Here is a 23,637-nt window from a genome sequence, read left to right on the forward strand (position 1 = left end):
CCCCATGGCCGTCGACTACACAGTCATCGTCCTCTATCTGGCCGGCATGCTGGCCATGGGCTGGTGGGGCATGCGCCGCGCCAAGTCCAAGAGCGAGTTCCTGGTGGCGGGCCGCCGTCTGGGGCCCGCGATGTACTCGGGCACGATGGCGGCCATCGTCCTCGGCGGCGCCTCCACCATCGGCGGTGTGGGCCTCGGCTACCAGTACGGCCTCTCCGGCGCCTGGATGGTCTTCACCATCGGCGTCGGCCTGCTCGCCCTGTCGGTGTTCTTCTCCGCGCGCATCGCCCGCCTGAAGGTCTACACCGTCTCCGAGATGCTCGACCTGCGCTACGGCGGCCGGGCCGGCGTGATCTCCGGCGTCGTCATGTGGGCGTACACCCTCATGCTCGCGGTGACCTCCACCATCGCCTACGCCACGATCTTCGACGTCCTGTTCGACCTCAACCGCACGGTCGCGATCATCCTCGGCGGGGCGATCGTCGTCGCCTACTCCACCCTCGGCGGCATGTGGTCCATCACGCTGACCGACATGGTCCAGTTCGTCGTGAAGACCATCGGCGTGCTGCTCCTGCTGCTGCCCATCGCCGTGGTGAAGGCGGGCGGCTTCTCCGAGATGAAGGCCAAGCTGCCGACCTCGTACTTCGACCCGCTGGGCATCGGCGGCGAGACGATCTTCACCTATGTGCTGATCTACACCTTCGGCATGCTGATCGGCCAGGACATCTGGCAGCGCGTGTTCACCGCCCGCAGCGACAGGACCGCCCGCTACGGCGGCACCGTCGCCGGCACCTACTGCCTGGTCTACGCCCTGGCCGGCGCCGTCATCGGCACCGCCGCCAAGGTCATGTACCCCAAGCTCGGCAGCCCGGACGACGCCTTCGCGACCATCGTCAAGGACGAGCTGCCCATCGGCGTGCGCGGCCTGGTCCTCGCCGCCGCCCTCGCCGCGGTGATGTCCACCTCCTCCGGCGCGCTCATCGCCTGCGCCACCGTCGCCAACAACGACATCTGGTCCCGGCTGCGCGGCATCGTCAAGCGCTCCGGCGAGGAGCACGACGAGGTCAAGGGCAACCGCGCCTTCATCCTGATCATGGGCGTCGGCGTGATCTGCACGGCCATCGCCCTCAACAACGTCGTCGAGGCGCTCACCGTCGCCTACAACCTGCTGGTCGGCGGGCTGCTCGTGCCGATCCTCGGCGGTCTGCTGTGGAAGCGCGGCACCGTGCAGGGCGCCCTCGCCGCGGTGATCGTCGGCGGTCTCGCCGTCATCGGCCTGATGGCGGGCTACGGCATCCTCGCCAACGAGCCCGTCTACTACGGCCTGCTGGCCTCCCTCGCCGCCTACGTCGTCGTCTCCCTCGCGACGAAGCCCACCGACGAGGCCGTCCTGGCCGCCTGGCGCGACCGCCTGGCCGGCCGGGCCCCCGAACCCGTGTCCGAACCGGTCCCGGCTCACCAGTAGAGTCGGGAAGGACCAAGCAGTACATACGCGAAGAAGCGTAGGAAAGAAGGCAGTTCACCATGAGCAGCAACGAGACGCCCCGCGGCCCCGTCGACTCGTCCCGCATCCCGCGGTACGCCGGCCCCGCGACCTTCGCCCGGCTGCCCCGCCTCGACGAGGTCGGCCGCGCCGACGTCGCCGTCGTGGGCGTGCCGTTCGACTCCGGCGTCTCGTACCGGCCGGGCGCCCGCTTCGGCGGCAACGCCATCCGCGAGGCGTCCCGGCTGCTGCGCCCCTACAACCCGGCGCAGGACGCCTCCCCGTTCGCCCTCGCGCAGGTCGCCGACGGCGGCGACATCGCGGTGAACCCCTTCAACATCAACGAGGCCGTCGACACCATCGAGGCCGCCGCCGACGACCTGCTCGGCACCGGCGCCCGCCTGATGACCCTCGGCGGCGACCACACCATCGCCCTGCCGCTGCTGCGTTCGGTGGCGAAGAAGCACGGCCCCGTCGCCCTGCTCCACTTCGACGCCCACCTCGACACCTGGGACACCTACTTCGGCGCCGAGTACACCCACGGCACCCCGTTCCGCCGCGCGGTGGAGGAGGGCATCCTCGACACCGAGGCGCTCTCCCACGTCGGCACCCGCGGCCCGCTGTACGGCAAGCAGGACCTCACCGACGACGAGAAGATGGGCTTCGGCATCGTCACCTCCGCGGACGTCTACCGCCGCGGCGCCGACGAGATCGCCGACCAGCTGCGCCAGCGCATCGGCGACCGCCCGCTGTACATCTCCATCGACATCGACTGCCTCGACCCGGCCCACGCCCCCGGCACCGGCACCCCCGAGGCCGGCGGCATGACCTCCCGCGAGCTGCTGGAGATCCTGCGCGGCCTGGCCTCCTGCAACCTGGTCTCCGCGGACGTCGTCGAGGTGGCCCCCGCCTACGACCACGCCGAGATCACCTCGGTGGCGGCCTCCCACACGGCGTACGAACTGACCACCATCATGAGCCGCCAGATCGCGGCCGCCCGCAAGGAGAACGAGGGCAAGTGACCCACGACCACGACCTGGAGCTCCGTCCGACCGCCGCCCAGACGGAGGCCGCACTGAACCCGCCCGCCGGGCGCAACGGCGGAGACCTGGTCGTGGAGACCCTGGCCGGGCTCGGCGCGACGACCGTCTTCGGCCTGCCCGGCCAGCACGCCCTCGGCATGTTCGACGCCCTGCGCCGCTCGGACCTCAGGTACGTCGGCCTGCGCGTGGAGAACAACGCGGGCTTCGCCGCCGACGCCTACGGCCGCATCACCGGCGAGGCGGCCCCGCTGCTGCTGTCGACCGGCCCGGGAGCCCTCACCTCCCTGGCCGCGCTGCAGGAGGCGGCGGCCGCCTCGGCCCCCGTGCTCGCCCTCAGCAGCCAGATCCCGACCGCCGGTCTCGGCGGCGGCCGCCACGGCTATCTGCACGAACTGCCCGACCAGGCCGCCTCCTTCCGCGGCGTCGTGAAGTCCGTGCACACCGTGCGCACCCAGTCGCAGATCCCGTCCGCGATCGCCGCGGCCTGGAAGTCGGCGCTGACCGCCCCGCACGGCCCGGTCTGGGTGGAGATCCCGCAGGACGTCCTGCTCGCCGAGACCCATCTGCCGGTGGTGACGGCCCTGGACGCCACCCCGGACGAGCTGGTCCCGCGCCCCGAACTGACCGCCGTCGCCGCCGACCTGCTCTCGCGCGCCGAACGCCCCGCGATCGTCGCCGGCGGGGGAGTGGTCCGCGCGGACGCCTCCGGCAAGCTGCGCGCGCTCGCCGAGAAGCTGAACGCGCCCGTCGTCACCACCTTCGGCGGCAAGGGCGCCTTCCCCTGGGAGCACCCGCTCTCCCTCCAGTCCTGGCTGGAGGACCGCCACACCACCGACTTCCTGGAGGACGCCGACGTCCTGCTCGTCGTCGGCTCCGGCCTCGGCGAACTCTCCTCGAACTACCACACGTTCAAGCCGCGCGGCCGGGTCGTCCAGATCGAGGCCGACCTCGGCAAGCTGGAGTCCAACCACCCCGCCCTCGGCATCCACGCCGACGCCCGGCTCGCCCTCCAGGCCCTCCTGGAGACCGTCACCGAGCGCCCCGACCCGAGCGCCCCCGAGCGCGCCCGGGAGCTCCTCGCCAAGGTCCGCGGGCGCATCGACGCCCAGGGCCTGACCCTGGAGCAGCAGGTGCTCGCGTCCGTGCGCCGCGCGCTCCCCGCCGACGCGCTCTCCTTCTGGGACATGACGATCCTCGCCTACTGGGCGTGGTCCGCCTTCGACGCCAAGGCCCCCAACGCGATGCACTCCGCGCAGGGCGCCGGCGGCCTCGGCTACGGCTTCCCGGCGGCCCTCGGCGCGGCGGCGGCCGACCCGACCCGCCCGGTCCTCGCGGTCTCCGGCGACGGCGGAGCCCTGTACTCCATCGCCGAGCTGGCCACGGCCCGCCAGTACGACCTGAACGTCACCTGGCTCATCGTCGACGACGGCGGCTACGGCATCCTGCGCGAGTACATGACGGACGCCTTCGGCCAGGCCACGGCGACCGAACTGGCCCGCCCCGACTACGCGTCCCTCGCGGAGTCGTTCGGGGTGCCGGGGGTGCGCACCTCGCCGGAGAGCCTGGAGGCCGACCTGGCGAAGGCGCTCACGACGCCGGGCCCCTGCGTGGTCGTCCTCCCCGCCGTCCTGCGGATGTTCGCGCCGACGCACCTCGGCTGACGGGGAGCTGACGGGGATTCACCCGCCCCTGAGTCACCGCCCGTCCGGCGGGATCGGCGGCCCGTACAACCATTCGGGCGAACTCGTGCGTCAACACGGGCATGACTCAGGGGATATCCAGGCGCGGCCGGCTGCTGGCCGCCGCCGTCGGCACCGGCCTGCTCGCACCGGTCGTGGTCGCGGCCACGCCCGCCGCCGCCGCGACACCGACCGTCAGCTGCACGTCGGCCAAGGCCGGCCTCGCCGCCAAGCTGAAGAAGGACATCACGGGCGCGCTCGCCGGCCGCAAGGGCACGGTCGCGATCGGGCTCTACGACCGCTCCACCAACACCACGTGCACCCTGCGCGCCACCAGCTCCTTCGACTCGGCGAGCACCGTCAAGGTCACCGTGCTCGCCACGCTGCTGTGGGACGCCAAGAAGCACAACCGGTATCTGACCGACCGTGAGGTCAGCCTTACCCGGGCCATGATCACCAAGTCGGACAACAACGCCACCAGCGCGCTGTGGAAGCAGCTCGGCATGAGCAAGATCAAGGGCTTCCTCGCCGCCGCCGGCATGACGAGGACCACGCCGGGCAGCGGCGGCTACTGGGGCCTGACCCAGATCAACGTCAACGACGAGCAGAAGCTCCTCAAGCTGGTCACCGCCCGCAACAGCGTGCTCAGCGACAACTCCCGCGCCTACATCCTGAAGCTGATGGGGCAGGTCGTCTCCTCGCAGCGCTGGGGCACGCCCGCCGGCGCGCCCTCCAAGGTCGCCGTGCACGTCAAGAACGGCTGGCTGCAGCGGGCCACGCACGGCTGGCGGGTGCACAGCCTGGGCACCTTCAACGGCGCCGGCCACGACTACACGATCACCGTGCTGACGCAGGACAACAGCACCATGAGCTACGGCGTCACCACCATCCAGAACGTCGCCAAGGCCATCCACAAGGACCTGGTGCCGGCCGCCACCGCCCGCTACACGCCGACCAGCCGGCCCAGCGAGGCGTTCGTCGCCGTCCCGCCGCAGGGCTGACGTTCCACCGCGCGCTCTCCCGCCGGTCACCGCACCCACCCGCGGTGACCGGCCCGCGCTGCCCCCGGTGACCGGTGTGCGCTCGGGGAAGATGAGTCGCAGAATGAAAGACGAGGCGGATGCCGCTCTCCGAGGTGAGTCAGGGAAGCATCGTCGCCCGTCCCAGGCGGTCAGTGCGGAGACGTTCCCTGTCTCGACCGGGTTTTCAGCTCGCACGGCGAAGGGACGATGCCGTGAGCCTGAAGCAGCTCTTCCGGCCTGGGCAGACCCGAGCCAGGGCGGAGTACACGGGGACGGACGTGCTCGGTCGGAAGACGGCGTTCTCCGTCGCGGTGGTGGCGGTGGTGGTGGGGTTGGGCGGCATCGTCTTCCACATCGCCCGCACTGCTTCAACGATCAGTGCGGAAGTGAACGCCCCCGATGCGCTGGGCGAAGCCCTGTACCACGGCTTCGCCTTCACGTGGTGGAACATCGTCTTCTATGCGGGAGCGGTCTTTCTGGCGGCTGGGGGACTTCTCGGAAGGGCGGTGTTCCGGTCCTCCCGAACGCGAGGCATCGGGTTGGCTTCAGCCGCCACGCTGGTCCTGCTTGCCGTCGTGCACGTGGTCCAGGACGTTTCCCTCCTTCATGCAAGACCGCACTGCTACCACCCCCTGCCGAGCAGCGATTACCAAATTTGCTCAGGAGGGTCGGGTGCCTCCTTCTGGATGCAGGCAACCGCCTTCCTCATCTATTCCCTCATGCCGCCCGCCGCACTTGTCTGCCTGACGGGCGCGGGCACCACGATCGTGAGGGTCTGGCTCTCCTGGCACCCCCGCCTCCATGACCGCGATACGAAGCGGACGGCTGCTGTACCCGATGAGTACCAGTTTTCCAGGCCTGAGCGGCCCGCTCCGGAAGCCGCTCAGGAGTACTGGTACCAGAACTCGGTGATACCTCCGGACCGCGAGGCCGGGGGGACCGGGGTCAGCCTCTCGGGCGGCGGAATCCGATCTGCGACGTTCTCCCTCGGTGCTCTTCAGGCCCTCCAGGAGAGGGGGACCGGAAAAGCGGGCACTCCCTCGGAGTTCTGCGACGTCAGATACGTGGCCTCGGTGTCCGGTGGGTCCTACATGGCTGCAGCCATGCAGTTCGCCCGTCATGATCTGCCCGACGCCACGAGTTGCAGGCCCCTGATCATGCCCGGCTCCACAAGGTGTGACTACCTGCGCCGGCATGCCAGTTACATCGCGCGGACGGCCGATGAATGGGCGCTGGCCGTTCTCGTCGTCCTCAGGGGCGCCCTCCTCTCGGCCTTCTTCCTTGCCGCCCTCGCGTACACGGCCGGACGGTGGGCCGGGCACTTCTACTACATGGCCGGCCGGCAAGGCGTGTTCGACGAGCCCTGGTCGCCGGCGTGGCCGATGATCGCACCCACCGTGTGCCTGGCTGCCCTCGTGGCCCTGTTGTGGATCATTGCCGTGTACCGCCGCGGACGCGGTGGCGACACGACAGCCGCGGAGGCGAGGCGCGGGGCGGGGGGCCGTTGCACACACGTGGCCGAGGGACTCGCTCTCGCCGTCGGTGTTCTGATCGTGACCGGTGCCCTGGTTCCCATTGTCGTGTGGCTGAGTGTGCACGGACCGTGGGCCGCCACGTCGACGCACGGACAGGTGCACCCGCGAACCGCCGTGCAAGGGGGGATAGCGGGCGTCCTCGCCACCGCTCTCGGCATCGTGGGGTTGCTGAGCAGCCGCAAGACGGAGATCAAAACGGCCGTGAAGCAGGTGCAGACGGGTCTGAAAGCCCTCCAGCGGATCGGGGACGTGGGCAAGCGGGCGGCCCAGTGGCTCGCCGTGTATGGGGGACTGGCCATGGTGGTGATCGTCTACCTGAAGGTTTTCGGTGTCACCGCGCACGCCTCGGCGGACGAGGCGCCATGGAGTGCTCTGCGCCTCAATCGAGGGACACCGCACCTGGACATCACCTGGATGCCGAACTGGCTCTTCACGGTGCTGTGCACCGCTGTTCTGCTCGTCCTGTACTACTTCGTCGACGAGACCTCGCTCGGCCTGCACACCTTCTACCGGGACCGCCTGTTCGCGGCGCTCTCGGTTCCCGACGCTTCGGACGGGCATGAAGCGCGCGCTTTCCTGGACGACTATCGACCGGTCGAAGGCCGCTTCCCTCAAGTCATCTACTGTGCCTCCGCCCACTCCAGCGATCCGGCCGACATACAGCCCGGGCGGGGAGCCATCCCCTTCACCTTCTCGCACGACTACATAGGCGGCCCAGCGGGTGACTGGGCGCGTGTGGCACAGGTGCGGAACCTGCTGAACCGCAAACTCGAACGGTATGAGAGGGACCTGACGGTGGAGACGGCCATGGCCGTGTCCGGCGCCGCGTTCTCCTCTGCCATGGGGCGCTACAGCCGTCCCGCGAACGTCATCCTCGCCCTCACGAACGCCCGTCTGGGGACGTGGCTGGTCAACCCGTCCTACATCGCGGCGATGCAGTGGAAGAGGGCCGACGAGTGGAACCTCCCCCACGTGCCGAAACGGCGCCGTATGTCCTATCTGCTCCGTGAGATCTTCGGGGTGTACCCCCGCAACCACCCGCTGATCTTCGTCACCGACGGCGGGCACTACGAGTACCTGGGCCTGACCGAACTCTTCCGTCACCGCTGCGAGAACATCTACTGCTTCGACGCCAGCACGGATCGCCAGGCCTTCGCGGAATCGATTTCCGAGTCGATCATCCTGGCGTACGACACGCTGGGTGTCGAAGTGCACCTGGACACCCCCGACCTGGCCTCCCCGAACGGCTCGGCAGGCAACGGCGCGGCGCACGGGCTGAGCGCCAGGATGGCGCAGACGGCGGTGATCACCGGGAGTTTCACCTATCCCGAGGACCGCGGCAAGAAGGGGACGCTGGTGATCGGGAAGGCCACCCTGGACCGGACGCTGCCCTGGGAACTCCAGCGGTACGCAGCCGCCCACCCGCTCTTCCCCTATGACGCCTTGGGTGACCAGTTCTTCGGCGTCGACAAGTTCGACGCCTATACGGAGCTCGGCCGCCACGTCGGCGCCCAGGCGGTGCGCGCCATGAACTACCAGCGATGGCGCAACACGGTTCCCCCCGCGACAGCGGTCGGCGAGGCGGTCCGAGCGGCCGGCAAGCGCTGAGGAGACCGCAGGCGCGCCCCGCCGGGGCGGGACACGCACCACCCGACCGCCGACGCCGATTGTTGCGGGGGGATGAAATCGCAGCCCGCGGGCGTTGCAGCCTTCCGGTAGAGAAGGACCATCGGGAGGCACGGAGTGACACCGCAACGGGGCTGGGCACGTCGACTGTGGGGCTACGCCTGGCGGTACCCCAGGGACGTCGTCCTCGCCCTCGGCTCCTCCCTGGGCGGCATGGCCGTGATGGCCGTGGTCCCGCTGATCACCAAGGTCATCATCGACGACGTGATCGGCGACCACAGCCGCCGTATGGCCCCCTGGGCAGGCCTGCTGATCGCGGGCGCCCTCCTCGTCTACGTCTTCACCTACGTCCGCCGCTACTACGGCGGCCGGCTCGCCCTCGACGTCCAGCACGACCTGCGGACCGATATGTTCGCCACGATCTCCCGGCTGGACGGCCGCCGCCAGGACGAGCTGTCCACCGGGCAGGTCGTCGGACGCGCCACCAGCGACCTGCAGCTCATCCAGGGCCTGCTGTTCATGCTGCCGATGACCCTCGGGAACGTCCTGCTGTTCCTGATCTCCCTGGTCGTCATGGCCTGGCTGTCGCTGCCGCTGACCCTCGTCGCGCTCGCCGTCGCCCCCGCCCTGTACTGGATCGCCAAGCGCAGCCGCTCCAAGCTGCACCCCGCCACCTGGTACGCCCAGGCCCAGGCGGCGGCCGTGGCCGGCGTCGTCGACGGCGCGGTCAGCGGCGTGCGGGTGGTCAAGGGCTTCGGGCAGGAGGAGCAGGAGACCGGCAAGCTGCGCGAGGTCGGCCGCCGGCTGTACGCCGGGCGGCTGCGCACCATCCGGCTCAACAGCCGCTACACCCCCGCGCTGCAGGCCGTGCCCGCGCTCGGTCAGGTCGCGATGCTGGCGCTCGGCGGCTGGCTCGCCGTGCGCGGCCACATCACGCTCGGCACCTTCGTCGCCTTCTCCACCTACCTCGCCCAGCTGGTCGGCCCGGTCCGCATGCTCGCCATGGTCCTCACCGTCGGCCAGCAGGCCCGCGCCGGCACCGAACGCGTCCTGGAGCTGATCGACACCGAGCCGACCCTGAAGGACGGCACCAAGGAGCTGCCGGCCGACGCCCCGGCGACGGTCGAGTTCGACGACGTGTCCTTCGGGTACGACCGTGCCCCCGGCAAGACCAGCCCGGTTCTCGACGGGCTCAGCTTCGAGATCCGGCCCGGCGAGACCCTCGCCGTCGTCGGCTCCTCCGGCTCCGGCAAGTCCACCCTCTCCCTGCTCCTGCCGCGCTTCTACGACGTCACCCACGGCGCCGTCCTCGTCGGCGGCCACGACGTGCGCGAGCTGACCCTCGAGTCGCTGCGCGCCGCGATCGGCCTGGTCCCCGAGGACTCCTTCCTCTTCTCCGACACCGTCCGCGCCAACATCGCCTACGGCCGCCCCGACGCCACCGACGAGGAGATCGAGGCCGCCGCCCGCGCCGCCCAGGCCGACCGCTTCATCAAGGAGCTCCCCGACGGCTACGCCACCACGGTCGGCGAGCACGGGCTGACCCTCTCCGGCGGCCAGCGCCAGCGCATCGCGCTCGCCCGCGCCCTGCTCACCGACCCCCGGCTGCTCGTCCTCGACGACGCGACCTCCGCCGTCGACGCCCGTGTGGAGCACGAGATCCACGAGGCGCTCAAGGAGGTCATGCGGGACCGCACCACCCTGCTCATCGCGCACCGCCGCTCCACCCTGAACCTCGCCGACCGCATCGCCGTCCTCGACGGCGGCCGGCTCGCCGACGTCGGCACCCACGAGGAGCTGCAGGAGCGCTGCGCCCTGTACCGGCGCCTGCTCACCGACCCGGACGAGCTGGGCGGTGTCTCGCCCGGCCACACCCGGCCGGCCGCGGCCGCCGAGGACACCTCGGTGCGCGAGGAGCTGGACGCCGAGTTCGACGCCGAGCGCGGGATCACGCCCCGGCTGTGGGCGGGCGAGCGCGAGCCCCGGGACGCGGCGACGGCGGGCACCCCGGCCACCCCCGAGCTGCTCGCCCAGGTGGAGGCACTGCCGCCGGCCACCGACACCCCCGACGTCGACGAGGCGCGCGCGGTGCGCCCGGAGGACTCCTACGGCCTGCGCCGGCTGCTGCGCGGCTTCGGGCTGCCGCTGCTGGTCAGCCTGGGGCTGGTCGCCGTGGACGCCGGGGTGGGGCTGCTGCTGCCGGTGCTGATCCGGCACGGCATCGACAGCGGTGTCACCAAGATGGCGCTGGGTGCCGTCTGGTCGGCCTCGCTGCTGGCGCTGCTGGCGGTGGCGGTGCAGTGGGCGGCGCAGGTCGGCGAGACCCGGATGACGGGCCGTACCGGCGAACGCGTCCTGTACGCGCTGCGGCTGAAGATCTTCGCCCAGCTCCAGCGGCTCGGCCTCGACTACTACGAGCGCGAGCTGACCGGGCGGATCATGACCCGGATGACCACGGACGTCGACGCGCTGTCGACGTTCCTGCAGACGGGCCTGGTCACCGCCTTCGTCTCGGTGGTCACGTTCTTCGGCATCATGGCCGCGCTGCTCGTGATCGACCTCCAGCTCGCGCTGGTCGTCTTCGCCACGCTGCCGCCGCTGATCGTCGGCACGTACTTCTTCCGCAAGGCCAGCGTGAAGGCGTACGAGCTGGCCCGTGAGCGGGTGTCGGTGGTCAACGCCGACCTGCAGGAGTCCGTGGCGGGCCTGCGGATCGTGCAGGCGTTCCGGCGCGAGCGGGACGGCGGGCGGCGGTTCGCCGAGCGCAGCGACAGCTACCGGCAGGCGCGCATCCGCGGCCAGTGGCTGATCTCGGTCTACTTCCCGTTCGTGCAGTTCCTGTCGTCGGCGGCCGCGGCGGCGGTGCTGACCGTGGGCGCGGGCCGGGTGGACGCGGCGACGCTGACCACCGGCGGACTGGTGGCGTACCTGCTGTACATCGACCTGTTCTTCGCGCCGGTCCAGCAGCTCTCCCAGGTCTTCGACGGCTACCAGCAGGCGACGGTGTCGCTGGGCCGCATCCAGGAGCTGCTGCGGGAGCCGACGTCCACGAAGACGGCGCGCGAGCCGCTTGAGGTGCCGTCCCTGCGCGGCGAGATCGCCTTCGAGAACGTCCACTTCGCCTACGGCGACGGGGAGGAGGCCCTCGGCGGCATCGACCTGCGCATCCCCGCCGGGCAGACGGTGGCCTTCGTCGGCGAGACCGGCGCCGGCAAGTCCACGCTGGTGAAGCTGGTGGCCCGGTTCTACGACCCGACCGGCGGCCGGGTGACCGTCGACGGCACGGACCTGCGGGACCTGGACCTCACCTCCTACCGCCACCGGCTCGGGGTCGTGCCGCAGGAGGCGTACCTCTTCCCCGGCACGATCCGCGACGCGATCGCCTACGGGCGGCCCGGCGCGAGCGACGCCGAGGTGGAGGCGGCGGCCCGGGCGGTCGGCGCGCACGACATGATCGCCACGCTGGAGGGCGGCTATCTGCACGAGGTCGCCGAGCGCGGGCGCAACCTGTCCGCCGGGCAGCGGCAGCTCATCGCGCTGGCCCGCGCCGAGCTGGTCGACCCCGACATCCTGCTGCTCGACGAGGCCACGGCCGCGCTGGACCTGGCGACCGAGGCCCAGGTCAACCAGGCCACCGACCGGCTCGCCGGCCGCCGCACCACCCTGGTCGTGGCCCACCGCCTCACCACGGCCGCGCGGGCGGACCGCGTGGTGGTCATGGACCACGGCCGGGTCGCGGAGGACGGCACCCACGACGAACTCCTCGCCCGCGACGGGCACTACGCCCGGCTGTGGCGGACGTTCATCGGCGAGGCCGAGCCGGAGGAGCCGGTGGGCGCGTCCCGCTGACCCGGGGCGCCGCCCCCGCCCCGTGCCCACCCCGCCCCGCGCATCGGGTCCTTGACGGTCGTGCAACCATCCGACACATGTCCTGCGTCCGTACACCCGTACGCTTTGTGTCGCCCGAAGGCAGGGGAGGGACCGTTGTGGACTGGGGTGGGATACGGCGCCGTACGGCGCTCGGACTGGGCGTGCTGACGGCGTCCGCGCTGTGCGCGCTGGCCGCGCCCGGCAGCGCCCAGGCCGCCGCCGCGCCCACGCACTGCGCGGGCCGCAAGGTGGCATCGCTGCCTTTCACCACCGGGACCGTGCAGGTGTACCGCAACGACGGCTACGTCTGCGCCCTGACCGTGCCCCGGCGGCCCGGTCCCCGGCAGGTGATGTCGGTGAGCGTGCAGGCGCGCGGCAGCCGGCCCGTCGTGGACCGGGGCCGTTTCGTCGAGCGGGCCGGACCGGTCACGGTGCACGCCGGTCACCGCTGTGTCCGCGTCACCGGTTCCGTGGGCGGCGGATCGGCCGACTCCGGCTGGATCCTGTGCTGAACCGTTTCCCCACTTTTTAACTCCCCCTGGTGGAAACGATGTTGCTCCGATAGCTTCCGGCGCACATCTGACTCACAGGGAGGGTGCATGCGCAAGGCGCTCAGATGGCTGCTGGCGTTCACCGTGTTCATAGGCACGTTGAGCACGGCGGGCGCGGCCACCGCCGCGGACGCTTCCGGCAGCCAGGACATCAAGGACCGGCTGCTCTCCATACCGGGCGTGAGCCTGATCCAGGAGAAGCCGTATCCCGGCTACCGCTACTTCGTCCTCAACTTCACCCAGCCGGTGGACCACCGCCACCCCTCGGCCGGCACGTTCCAGCAGCGCATCACCGTGCTGCACAAGGACGTCAGCCGCCCGACCGTCTTCTACACCGGCGGCTACAACGTCTCCACCACCCCGTCCCGCCGCGAACCCACCCAGATCGTGGACGGCAACCAGGTCTCCCTGGAGTACCGCTACTTCACCCCGTCCCGCCCGGCCCCGGCCGACTGGTCCAAGCTCGACATCTGGCAGGCCGCCAGCGACCAGCACCGCGTCTTCGAGGCCCTGAAGCCGATCTACTCCCGCAACTGGATCGCCACCGGCGGCTCCAAGGGCGGCATGACGGCCACCTACTACGAGCGCTTCTACCCGCGCGACATGGACGGCGTGGTCGCCTACGTCGCCCCCAACGACGTGGTGAACGACGAGGACTCGGCCTACGACCGCTTCTTCGCCTCCGTCGGCACCGAGGAGTGCCGCGACAAGCTGAACGCCGTGCAGCGCGAGGCGCTGGTGCGCCGCGAGCCGCTGGAGAAGAAGTACGCCGCGTACGCCGCCGAGAACGGCTACACCTTCACCACCATCGGCTCCCTGGACCGCGCCTACGAGGCCGTCGTCCTGGACTACGTGTGGGGCTTCTGGCAGTACAGCCTGCTCTCCGACTGCGACACCATCCCGGCGAACGCCGCCACGGCGAGCGACGACGAGATCTGGAACTCGGTCGACGAGATCTCCGGCTTCTCCGCCTACACCGACCAGGGCCTGGAGACCTACACGCCGTACTACTACCAGGCCGGCACCCAGCTCGGCGCGCCCACCATCCGCTTCCCGCACATCGAGAAGCGCTACATCCGCTACGGCTACCAGCCGCCGCGCAACTTCGTCCCGCGCGAGATCCCGATGCGCTTCCAGCCGTGGGTGATGCGGGACGTCGACACCTGGGTGCGGCACGAGGCCCGCCACATGCTCTTCGTGTACGGCCAGAACGACCCGTGGGGCAGCGAGCGCTTCCGCGTCGACAAGGGCGCCAAGGACTCCTACGTCTTCACCGCGCCCGGCATGAACCACGGTGCCAACGTGGCCGGCCTGGTGCCCGCGCAGAAGGAGCTGGCCACCGCCCGCATCCTCGCGTGGGCCGGTGTGCAGCAGAGCACCGCGCAGGCCAAGCCGCTGGCCGCGTTCGACAGCCGCCTCGACGTACGGGACGTGGAGCGCGAACCCGCGCTGCGCCCGTAGGCCGTGACCGGCGGGCGCGGCGCGGACCGCCACCGCGCCCGCCGGTCACAAGCGGCGGGCGCAGCCGACCGGTTGTGCCCCGCCGAGCTGCACGTACAGGGCCGTGGACGCCGGGCACTGCGCCCGCGCGGCCACGGCCCGCACCACGCGGTACTGCGGCGCGTGACGGCCGCTGCCGTCGCAGGCCGTCTCGCGGACCTGGCCGCGGGCCACGCCGTAGACGCAGTCGCCGACGATCGTGCGCGGCCCGCCGCCCCGGCCCGGGTCGCCCGGATGCGGCGGCTGGAGGTTGCGCATGCAGGCGTACCCCTGCGGGACCGCCCCGTCGCCGTCCTCGTCGACGGAGGGCCGCTGCTCGCTGATGTGCAGCACGAAGTCGGTGACCGGCGGGCAGGCCGGGCCGTCGCCCACCGCGCCGTCGTAGCGCGCCACGACCCGCGCGGCCGCGCGTTCGCCGTCGCACGGCACCTCGGTGAAGCGCGTCGTGCCGAACGAACTGCACTCGCCCACGCCCAGGAACTGCGCGCCGTAGCCGACCGTCGACCCGACGGGCGTCGGCGGCCGCCCGCCCGGAGGTCCCTCCCCGCCGGCCGGCCGCTGGCATCCGGCCAGCGCCACCGCCAGCAGCGCGCACCCCGCCCCCACGATCCAGCGCATCGCCACCCCCCACCGCCCCCACCGCCCCCGCGTCCAGCGTGGCCCGCGGGCGCGGGCGCACGCCAGACGCGTGGGGTGTTTCGGGCCGGGTGAGGGGGGTGCGCCGGAGGAGCGAACGTAGCGCTAATACGACAAACCATGCCCGATCGGGTACAGCACCTGGGTCGGGTCGTCCGCCCGCATCACCGGCACCGGCAGCTTCCCGCGCGGGCCGGTCCGTCCGGCGATCACCCGGGCGGCGGCGCGCAGCTCCACATCGGTCCAGGAGTAACTGGCCAGGTAGGCGGCCACCTCGGGCAGCTGGGCCACGTCGTAGGGGTTGCGCACGGCGACGGCCACCACCGGCTTGCCCGTGGCGAGCAGCCGCCGCACCAGGGTGCGCTGGCTGCTGCCCGCGGTGACGTTGTACGTCCCGACGACCACCGCGTCCACGTCCGCGGCCGCGGCGACGGCCCGGTCGATCGTGGCCGCCGAGGGCGCCGTACCCGTGGACAGGGCGGTCGCCGTGAAGCCCAGCTCGGTCAGGGCGGCCGCGAGGACCCCGGTGGGCGGGCCGGTGGTGCCCGAGGGGGACGCCGGGTCGGCGCCCACCACGAGCAGCTTGCGGTGCTCGCGCCGGTTCAGCGGCAGCAGCCCGCCCTCGTTGACCAGCAGGGTCGTCGTCCGCTCGGCGATCCGGTCGGCGGCGGCGAGGTGGGCGGGCGTGCCGACCGTGCGCGTCACGCCCGCGTGGCTGACGTACGGCGCGTCGAAGAGCCCGAGGCGCGCCTTGAGCCGCAGGATGCGCAGGATCGATTCGTCCAGCCGTTCCTCGGTGAGTTCACCGGTGAGCACGGCGGTGCGGACGGCGTTCCACGCCACGTCCAGGTTCGGCGGGTTGAGCAGCTGGTCCACGCCCGCCTTCAGCGCGAGCACCGGCACCCGGTCGTCGCCGTACTTGGTGCGCACGCCCTCCATGCCGAGCGAGTCCGTGACCACGACCCCGTCGTAGCCCAGCTCCTCGCGCAGGATGCCGGTGAGGATGGGACGGGAGAGGGTCGCCGGGTCGCCGGAGGGGTCCAGCGCCGGGAACTGGATGTGCGCCGTCATGATCGATCCGATGCCGGCCCGTATCGCCGCCCGGAACGGCACCGCGTCCAGCGTCTCCCACTGCTCGCGGCTGTGCGTGATGACCGGGAAGCCGTAGTGGCTGTCGACGGCGGTGTCGCCGTGCCCGGGGAAGTGCTTGGCGGTCGCCGCGACCCCCGACCCCTGGTACCCGGCGACCTCGGCGGCGACCAGCGCGGCCACCGCGTCCGGGTCGGCACCGAAGGAGCGCACCCCGATGACCGGGTTGGCCGGGTTGACGTTCACGTCGGCGACGGGGGAGTAGTCCTGCCGGATGCCGATCGCGCGCAGCTCCGCGCCGGAGATCCGGCCGAGGGCCCGCGCGTCGGAGCGGGAGCCGCCCGCGCCCATCGCCATCGCGCCGGGGAACAGTGTGGCCGGCTTGCCGACGCGGCAGACGATGCCGTGCTCCTGGTCGGTGGAGACGAGCACCGGCAGCCCGCGCGGCAGGCTCAGGGAGGCACGCTGGATGCCGTTGGACAGATCGGCGATCTGCTGCGGGTCGCGGGTGTTGTGCGCCCACACGAAGTAGATGATGCCGCCGACGCGGTACTTCTCGATCAGCTCGGCGGCCGTACGCACGCCGATCTCGGCGAGGTTGGCGTCGATGTCCGCCTGGTCCGGGGCGGTGGCCGAGTGGCCGTAGACCCGCATGACGAAGAGCTGGCCGACCTTCTCCTCCAGGGACATCCGGGAGATGAGGGCGCGCAGCTTCCTGTCGTCGTGCGGGGCGGCGACCGCGGTGGCGGCCGGACCGACCGCGAGGGCGGCGGTCAGGGCGGCGGTCGCGGCGAGGACGGTGCGTCTGGCGGGTCGTGCGGTGTTCCCCGTGCTGTCCGTGCGGGTGTCGGGCACGTGCGCTCCTTCCGGAGGAGAACCGCTGAAGGAAACTTCCGAGAGGCCACCAATATCCGGGAAGTTTCTGCCAGTCAAGACGGTGCGCAGCACGCCGCCGTCGTCCGTGCGCATCTGAGGGGCAGTCAGCGATCCCTGCTCACCGCACGTTTCGGGCTCACCGTCGCTCCGCCGGGTCCGGCCGGGCCGACACCCTCGGCCAGTGGTCCTGGAGCGTGCGCACGGTCTCCGCGATCGACGGCCGGCCGGTGGCGCCCGTGCGCCACAGCGCGTACAGCCGGCGCACCGGCAGCGGATCCAGCGGCACCTCCACCACCCCCTCGGGCAACGGCCCCCGCCCCAGCCGCGGGATGAGCGCGATGCCCAGCCCGGCGGCGACCAGCGCGACCAGGGTGGGGTTCTCGTCGGCCTGGTGGACGACCTCCGGCTCGTGCCCGGCCGCGCGCAGGGTGCGCATCAGCCAGTCGTGGCAGACCCGGCCCGGCGGCTGGCAGATCCACCGCTGCCCGCCCAGGTCCGCCCGCCGCACCGCCGCCCGCCGGGCGAAGGGATGGTCCGCCGGTACGAGCAGATCGCACAGGTCGTCGCCGATCACCGCCTGCTCCACGCCCGCCGGCGAGGGCAGCGGGGCGATGTCCCAGTCGTGCGCCACGGCCACGTCGACCGCGCCCCGGGCCACCAGGTCCACCGACAGATGCGGGTCGACCTCGCTGAGCCGGGCGTCCAGCGCGGGGTGCCGGGCCGCCAGATCGGCCAGGACGCCCGGCAGCAGCCCCCGCGCGGCCGACGCGAACGCGGCGATCGCCAGCCGCCCCGCCGGCACCCCGCGCCGCTCCTCCAGCTCGGTCTCCGCCCGCTCCACGATCGCCAGCAACTCCCGCGCCGCGGCTGCCAGATGCAGCGCCTCGGCGGTGAGCCGCACACCCCGCCCGTCCCGCTCCAGCAGCGCGGCGCCGGTCTCCCGCTCCAGCTTCCCGATCTGCTGCGACACGGCCGACGGCGTGTACCCGAGCACGGCGGCGGCCGCCGCGACACTGCCGTGGACATGGACGGCGTGCAGGGCGCGCAGCCGGTGCAGATCGAGCACGGGAGGTCTCCCTTCAGCGTTGCTACATCCAACCGTGCAGGAATCATCGCTGGTGCTGAAGGGTCGCCGGCCGTGATCCTCGACGCATGCGACCCGCACACATGGCCCTCGCCGCGCTCGTCGCGGCCGTCTGGGGCGTGAACTTCACCGTCATCGAGATCGGCCTCGGGCACTTCCCGCCGCTGCTCTTCTCCGCCCTGCGCTTCCTGGTGGCGGCGCTGCCCGCGGTCCTTTTCGTGGGCCGGCCCAAGGTGGCCTGGCGGTGGGTCGTCGCGGTCGGACTCGTCCTCGGGGTGGCCAAGTTCGGGCTGCTGTTCGTCGGGATGGACGCGGGGATGCCGGCCGGCCTGTCCTCGCTCGTGCTGCAGATCCAGGCGGTGTTCACGGCCCTGATCGCCGCCGTGGCGCTCGGCGAACGGCCCACCCGCATCCGGCTGCTGGGCATGCTGGTGGCGCTCGCCGGGATCGCCGTGGCGGCCGCCGACGAGGGCACCTCGGGCCCGCTCGCCGCGTTCGCGCTGGTCGTCGCGGCCGCCGCGTGCTGGGGCCTGTCCAACGTGCTCACCCGCAAGGCGGCCCCGCCCGACGCGCTGAACTTCATGGTGTGGGTGAGCACCGTCCCCGTCCTGCCCCTCCTCGCGCTCTCCCTCCTCCTGGAGGGCCCGTCGCGGGACTACGACGCCCTGCGCGCCCTCGACTGGCAGGGCGCCGGCACGGTCGTCTACGTCGCGTGGGTGACGACGGTGTTCGGCTTCGGCGCCTGGGGCTGGCTGCTGCGCCGCCACCCGGCGTCCACGGTCGCGCCGTTCTCCCTGCTGGTGCCCGTCTTCGGCATGACGTCGGCGGCGCTGTTCCTGGGCGAGCCGGTGAGCGGTCTGCGCTGGTGCGCGGCGGCGCTGCTGGTGGGCGGGGTGGCCCTGACGTCCCTGGCGCCCGCGCGGCGGCGGGGCACCGGGAATTCCGCTCGACGCCCGCGCCCGGCTGAGGAAGACTCGGCGCTCGTCGGGAGCGCGGCAGGCGAGTGAGAGGGGGCGCGGGGTGGGCTTCACGCTGAACGGCCCGGTTCTGGAGGGCACGCTGGTGCGGCTGGAGCCGCTGGAGCACCGGCACGCCGCCGGACTGGCCGAGGCGGCCGAGGAGAACCGGGAGACGTACGCGTTCACCTGGGTGCCGCGCGCCGACGAGATCGAGCGCTACCTCGACGCCCAGCTGGCCCGCGCGGCGGCCGGCCGGCTCGCCCCCTACGCCCAGGTGTCCCGCGCGACCGGCCGGGTCGTCGGCGCCACCTCGTACTGGGATCCGCGCAGCTGGCGGGACGAGGACCGGCTCGACGCCGTCGAGATCGGCTTCACCTGGCTCGCCGCCTCCGCGCAGGGCACCGGCATCAACGCCGAGGCCAAGCTGCTGCTGTTCCGGCACGCCTTCGAGGAGTGGGCGGTGGCCCGCGTCGACCTGAAGACCGACGCCCGCAACGCCCGCTCCCGCGCCGCCATCGAGTCCGTCGGCGCCCGCTTCGAGGGCGTCCTGCGCAACTGGTCCCGCTCCTGGGCCCCCGGCGAGGACGACCGCCTCCGCGACTCCGCGATCTTCTCGATCACCGCGGACGAATGGCCGGACCGCCGCACCCGCCTGGAGCAGCGGGTCGCGCGCTTCACCGGGGGACGGGCGACGCCGGTGCGATGAGCCGGGGCCCGCTCACCCCGGCCGGGGCAGCGCAGCCCCGCAGCCGCGGAAGACGTCCCACCAGGCCGGTCAGGCGGACTCGTCGAGCAGCCGCGGAAGACGTCCCACCAGGCTGGTCAGGCGGACTCGTTGAGCAGCCGCGCCAGATGCCGCCGCCCCGCGTCCAGCAGCTCCGGCAGCGGCGGCGCCGCCTCGTACCAGCGCTTCTCGTACTCCCAGCACAGCCAGCCGTCCCAGCCGTGCCGCGACAGCACCTCGACGACCTCGCCGAGCGGCAGCACCCCGGCGCCCAGCGCCAGCGGGGTGGTGTCCTCGGCGGAGGCGATGTCCTTGACCTGCACATATCCCAGATGCGGGGCGAGCGCGGCATAGGTCTGCGACGGCTCCTCCCCGCCCAGCCAGGTGTGCATCACGTCCCACAGCGCGCCCACGCTGCCGTGCCCGACGGGCCCGAGCACCCGGATCACGTCGGCGCCGGTGCGGTGCGAGTCGTGGGTCTCCAGCAGGATCCGTACGCCCAGCGCGGCGGCGTCCTCCGCGGCCGTGCCGAGCCGCCGGGCGGCCGTCGCGTCGGCCTCCTCCCGCGACTGATCGGTGCCGCCGCCGGGGAAGACCCGCACGTACGGCGCGCCGAGGTCACGGGCCAGCTCCAGCAGGGCGCGGATCTCCTCCAGCACGGGCCCGTCGTCGCCGGGCGCGGCCACGCGCGCGTACCCGGCGAGGCCGAGCAGCTCCACACCGGACGCCTTGAACGCGGCGGCCGCGTCAGCCCGTTCGGCCGGGGGGAGCCCCGGATGCACCGGCTCCTCGGGATGGGCGCGCAACTCCACGCCGTGGTAGCCGTGGGCGGACGCGAGCCGCAGCACGTCGGGAAGAGGCAGACCGGGCACACCGAGGGTGGAGAACGCCAGCTTCATGCTCTGGACCCTACTCGCCCCGCCCCGCTTCAAACGTCACGCGCGCAGCTCACGTCGCCAGTCCTGCCCCACGAGATCCTTCCCGAAGGACCGGTGCCGCCGCTCGGCGGTCAGGACGAACCCATGCCGCTGGTAGAGCCGCCGTGCCGCCGCCAGCACGTCGTTCGTCCACAACACGAGCTCCCGGTAGCCGGCGTCCCGCGCGAAGCCGGCGACCGCCGTGACGAGCCGGTCGCCGATGCCGAGCCCGCGGGCTTCCGGCTCGACCAGCAGCAGGCGCAGCCGGGCCGTCGCCGGGGCGTCGTCGCGCACGCACATCACGCAGCCCACACGGCGTCCGTCCAGCTCGGCGATCCACACCCGCTCCCGCCGCGGATCGTGGTTCTCGGCGAAGCCGGCGACGATCCGGGCGACAAGCCCCTCGTACTCGGTGTTCCAGCCGTACTCGGCGGCGTACACGGCCGCGTTGCGCTCCACGATCCACCCGAGATCACCGGGTCGGGGCCCGCGCAGCACGACGTCCTCGGCCGACGGCGGCCGGCGCTCGCCGAGGATCTCCCGGATCGCGGCCATGGCCCGCGCCAGCCGGTCCCGCTCCCCGGCCGGCACCCCGGCCAGCAGGGCCCCGACCGTCTCCCGCGCCCGCTCGTCGAGCAGTCCGGCGGCCTCCCGGCCCCGCTCGGTGAGCGCGACGCGCCGCCGCCGCGTGTCCGCCTCGGACGGTCCCCGCTCGATCAGCCCGTCCCGCTCGAACCGGTTCAGGATCCGGCTCAGATACCCGGCGTCCACCGCCAGCTGCCCGCGCAGATCCGCCGCGTCCGTCCGGGGCGCGTGCGCCAGCTCGTAGAGCACGCGGGTCTCGGTGAGGGTGTACGGCGCGTACAGGTGGCGTCCGTAGTCGAGGGCGCCGATCAGGCGGGTGTAGAAGCGGTTGAAGGAACGAACATCCTGCACGGTCATGGCCGGCCCCGCAGACGCGATACGACGGATATCTCTGACTCAGTCAGACATGTCCAGCGTACGTCCACCCCCTAGTCCTGCGCCACGGCCCGGTAGACGCACACCTCGGCGCCCGTCCTGGCGGTGACCGTCGACACGAGCTGGAACGGCCGCCGCACCCCGTCCGCCGGGAAGATCGACATGCCGCCGCCCAGCAGCACCGGCATCCGCGTCAGCACCAGCTCGTCGAGCATCCCCTCGGCCAGCAGCGAGCGCACCAGCCGCGGGCTGCCCACGATCAGCAGGTCGCCGCCCGGTGTGGCCCGCAGGTCGTCGATCCGGTCCATGGCCTCACCGGCCGGGATCAGCCGCATGTTCGGCCAGGGCAGATCGGATTCCTGGAGGGTGCCGGAGACGAGGTAGGTGCGGACCGTGTTCATCCGGTCGGCGAAGATCTCCCCGGCCCGCTCCGGCCACAGCGTGGCCATGGCCTGCCAGGTCCGCTCCCCGCACAGCAGCGCGTCCGCCTTGGCGAGCACCGCCTCGAACGCGCCCGCGACGATCTCCGGATCGACATACGGCTGCGACCAGCCGCCGTGCGCGAAGTCGTCGTCGGTGTCCTCCGGCTCTCCGGGCGCCTGCACGACACCGTCGAGACTGATGAACTCGCTGGCCACGGTACGCATGGATGCCTGCCTCGGTGCGCTGCCGGTATCGGGGCGATATGCCACGTAGGTGGCCCATTTACGCGCCTCGAAACCCACCCCGCAACACGTGACACGCCCGCAAACGCGGCACTGAGCTTGGGGGAGGCACGACTGCCCGCAGCTACGGTGACTGCAACCCCCCAGGGGCGCGGGGAACTGCGCGACCAGCCACGACGAGACCCGCACCCGGCAACGACCCGCACCGCCCCCCGCTCAGGGAACCCGCGGCCCCCCGGAGGACCCCCGCACCATCAACTCCCCCCGCACCACCGCGATCCCCCCGGGCGGAGCCTCCTCCCGGCCCATCGCGATCCGTCCCGCCCGGGCCCCCGCCTCCGCCAGCGGCAACCGCACCGTCGTCAGCGACGGCACCGCGTCGATGCTGAACGGCAGGTCGTCGAACCCGGCGACGGACACGTCCTCGGGAATCCGCCGCCCCGACTCCCGCAGCGCGGCACACGCCCCCAGCGCGACGGAGTCGTTCGCGGCGACGATCGCCGTCAGCCCCGGCTCCCGCCGCAGCAGCTCCAGCGTGGCCTCGTAGCCGGCCTGCCGGTCGTAGCGCCCGTACACGGTCCACTCGGCCCGTTCCTCGACGCCCGCCGCGGCCAGCGCCTCGCGGTGCCCCTCCAGCCGGTGCCGTGTCGTCGTCCGCTCCTCGGGCCCGGCGATGTACCCGAGCCTGCGGTGCCCGAGCCCGAGCAGGTGCTCGGTGAGCCGCCGCGCGCCGCCCCGGTTGTCGAAGGTGAGCGCGATCGCCCCGGCGTCCTCCACCGGCGGCCGCCCGCACAGCACGACCTTCGTCCCCGCCTCCGTCAGCTTGCGCAGCTTCGCCGCCATGGCCGCCCGGTGCCCCGCGTCCTCCAGGGCCCCGCCGGTGAGGACCACGGCCGCGGCCCGCTGCCGCTGGAGCAGGGTGAGGTAGGTCAGCTCCCGCTCCGGTGAGCCGCCGGTGTTGCACACGACGGCGAGTCTCTCGCCGCCCGCGCGCCCGCCCGGCCCGCCGATCTCGCCCTGGATCGCGCTCGCCATGATCCCGAAGAACGGGTCGGCGATGTCGTTCACCAGGATGCCGACCAGGTCGGAGGTGGCCGCGGCGAGCGCGCTCGCGGGCCCGTTCAGGACGTAGTCCAGCTCGTCCACGGCCTTCAGCACCCGCTCCCGCGTGGACGCGGCCACCGGGTAGTTGCCGTTCAGCACGCGCGACACCGTCGCGGGGGAGACCTGCGCGCGGGCGGCCACGTCCGCCAGGGTCACCGTCATCTCGTCGTCCTCCGGTCGCGCATCGTCGTACGCCGTCGTAGACAGCCAGGTCCTGCTCCTGGTTCCGAGCAGACCTTAAGGGCAGGGCCCCGACTTGTTCGCCCCCTCGAACAAGTCGAAAGCGCCGCGGTCTTGTAGAGACCACCGTGGTG

Annotated in this window: 17 protein-coding genes; 10 read left to right on the forward strand and 7 right to left on the reverse strand. The window is 72.3% G+C overall.

Features of this window, described 5'->3' with window-relative positions:
* The first annotated feature begins 4 nt into the window (after positions 1-4).
* The 8 genes from ACF1AL_RS01015 to ACF1AL_RS01050 all read left to right on the forward strand — a co-directional run bounded on the left by ACF1AL_RS01015 (position 5) and on the right by ACF1AL_RS01050 (position 14,270).
* A complete protein-coding gene (locus ACF1AL_RS01015; protein ID WP_391825257.1) occupies positions 5-1,465 on the forward strand; it encodes a sodium:solute symporter in 1,461 nt (486 codons plus the stop codon).
* 59 nt (positions 1,466-1,524) lie between these two features.
* A complete protein-coding gene (gene speB / locus ACF1AL_RS01020) occupies positions 1,525-2,505 on the forward strand; it encodes an agmatinase (RefSeq protein ID WP_363268861.1) in 981 nt (326 codons plus the stop codon).
* Positions 2,502-4,187, forward strand: coding sequence for a thiamine pyrophosphate-binding protein (locus tag ACF1AL_RS01025; protein ID WP_391825258.1), 1,686 nt, complete (start codon positions 2,502-2,504; stop codon positions 4,185-4,187). The genes speB and ACF1AL_RS01025 overlap by 4 nt, the downstream gene beginning before the upstream one ends.
* 101 nt (positions 4,188-4,288) lie before the next feature.
* Positions 4,289-5,206 carry a serine hydrolase gene (locus ACF1AL_RS01030; protein WP_366834389.1) on the forward strand — a complete coding sequence of 306 codons (918 nt, stop codon included), beginning with the start codon at positions 4,289-4,291 and terminating at the stop codon, positions 5,204-5,206.
* 233 nt (positions 5,207-5,439) lie between these two features.
* The gene (locus ACF1AL_RS01035; RefSeq protein WP_391694542.1) at positions 5,440-8,370 is read left to right on the forward strand and encodes a hypothetical protein; all 2,931 of its coding nucleotides are present in this window, start codon (positions 5,440-5,442) and stop codon (positions 8,368-8,370) included.
* Between the two features lie 135 nt (positions 8,371-8,505).
* Positions 8,506-12,237, forward strand: a complete 3,732-nt coding sequence (locus ACF1AL_RS01040; RefSeq protein WP_391825259.1) for an ABC transporter ATP-binding protein — start codon at positions 8,506-8,508, stop codon at positions 12,235-12,237.
* A gap of 137 nt (positions 12,238-12,374) precedes the next feature.
* Positions 12,375-12,770, forward strand: a complete 396-nt coding sequence (locus ACF1AL_RS01045; RefSeq protein WP_391659863.1) for a hypothetical protein — start codon at positions 12,375-12,377, stop codon at positions 12,768-12,770.
* A gap of 87 nt (positions 12,771-12,857) precedes the next feature.
* Positions 12,858-14,270: a S28 family serine protease gene (locus ACF1AL_RS01050; RefSeq protein ID WP_366834393.1), complete on the forward strand. Its 1,413-nt coding sequence runs from the start codon at positions 12,858-12,860 to the stop codon at positions 14,268-14,270.
* A 45-nt stretch (positions 14,271-14,315) separates the two neighbouring features.
* On the opposite strand, the gene ACF1AL_RS01055 is transcribed toward ACF1AL_RS01050, so the two are convergent.
* The 3 genes from ACF1AL_RS01055 to ACF1AL_RS01065 all read right to left on the reverse strand — a co-directional run bounded on the left by ACF1AL_RS01055 (position 14,316) and on the right by ACF1AL_RS01065 (position 17,976).
* Positions 14,316-14,927, reverse strand: coding sequence for a hypothetical protein (locus tag ACF1AL_RS01055; RefSeq protein ID WP_391825260.1), 612 nt, complete (start codon positions 14,925-14,927; stop codon positions 14,316-14,318).
* A 123-nt stretch (positions 14,928-15,050) separates the two neighbouring features.
* Positions 15,051-16,889 carry a glycoside hydrolase family 3 protein gene (locus tag ACF1AL_RS01060; protein WP_391659860.1) on the reverse strand — a complete coding sequence of 613 codons (1,839 nt, stop codon included), beginning with the start codon at positions 16,887-16,889 and terminating at the stop codon, positions 15,051-15,053.
* Positions 16,890-17,046: 157 nt separating this feature from the next.
* Entirely contained in the window at positions 17,047-17,976 is a 930-nt protein-coding gene (locus ACF1AL_RS01065; protein ID WP_366834396.1) for a LysR family transcriptional regulator, read from the reverse strand.
* Between the two features lie 86 nt (positions 17,977-18,062).
* Between ACF1AL_RS01065 and ACF1AL_RS01070 the strand changes: the two genes are divergently transcribed.
* Both ACF1AL_RS01070 and ACF1AL_RS01075 read left to right on the forward strand, forming a co-directional pair.
* Complete coding sequence (locus ACF1AL_RS01070; RefSeq protein WP_391825261.1) at positions 18,063-19,001, forward strand: EamA family transporter; 939 nt, start codon at positions 18,063-18,065, stop codon at positions 18,999-19,001.
* A gap of 13 nt (positions 19,002-19,014) precedes the next feature.
* Positions 19,015-19,659: a GNAT family N-acetyltransferase gene (locus tag ACF1AL_RS01075; RefSeq protein WP_391694560.1), complete on the forward strand. Its 645-nt coding sequence runs from the start codon at positions 19,015-19,017 to the stop codon at positions 19,657-19,659.
* Positions 19,660-19,775: 116 nt separating this feature from the next.
* Here the strand turns inward: ACF1AL_RS01075 and ACF1AL_RS01080 are convergent, their stop codons facing one another.
* From ACF1AL_RS01080 to ACF1AL_RS01095, 4 genes are all read right to left on the reverse strand, one after another.
* Complete coding sequence (locus ACF1AL_RS01080) at positions 19,776-20,576, reverse strand: sugar phosphate isomerase/epimerase family protein (RefSeq protein ID WP_391694563.1); 801 nt, start codon at positions 20,574-20,576, stop codon at positions 19,776-19,778.
* A 36-nt stretch (positions 20,577-20,612) separates the two neighbouring features.
* The gene (locus ACF1AL_RS01085) at positions 20,613-21,536 is read right to left on the reverse strand and encodes a GNAT family N-acetyltransferase (protein ID WP_391825262.1); all 924 of its coding nucleotides are present in this window, start codon (positions 21,534-21,536) and stop codon (positions 20,613-20,615) included.
* Between the two features lie 71 nt (positions 21,537-21,607).
* Positions 21,608-22,201, reverse strand: a complete 594-nt coding sequence (locus ACF1AL_RS01090; protein WP_366834401.1) for a dihydrofolate reductase family protein — start codon at positions 22,199-22,201, stop codon at positions 21,608-21,610.
* Between the two features lie 234 nt (positions 22,202-22,435).
* Positions 22,436-23,485, reverse strand: coding sequence for a LacI family DNA-binding transcriptional regulator (locus tag ACF1AL_RS01095; RefSeq protein ID WP_366834402.1), 1,050 nt, complete (start codon positions 23,483-23,485; stop codon positions 22,436-22,438).
* Positions 23,486-23,637: the final 152 nt, after the last annotated feature.

The organism is Streptomyces sp. NPDC014801, assembly GCF_043082085.1.
Lineage (GTDB): Bacteria > Actinomycetota > Actinomycetes > Streptomycetales > Streptomycetaceae > Streptomyces.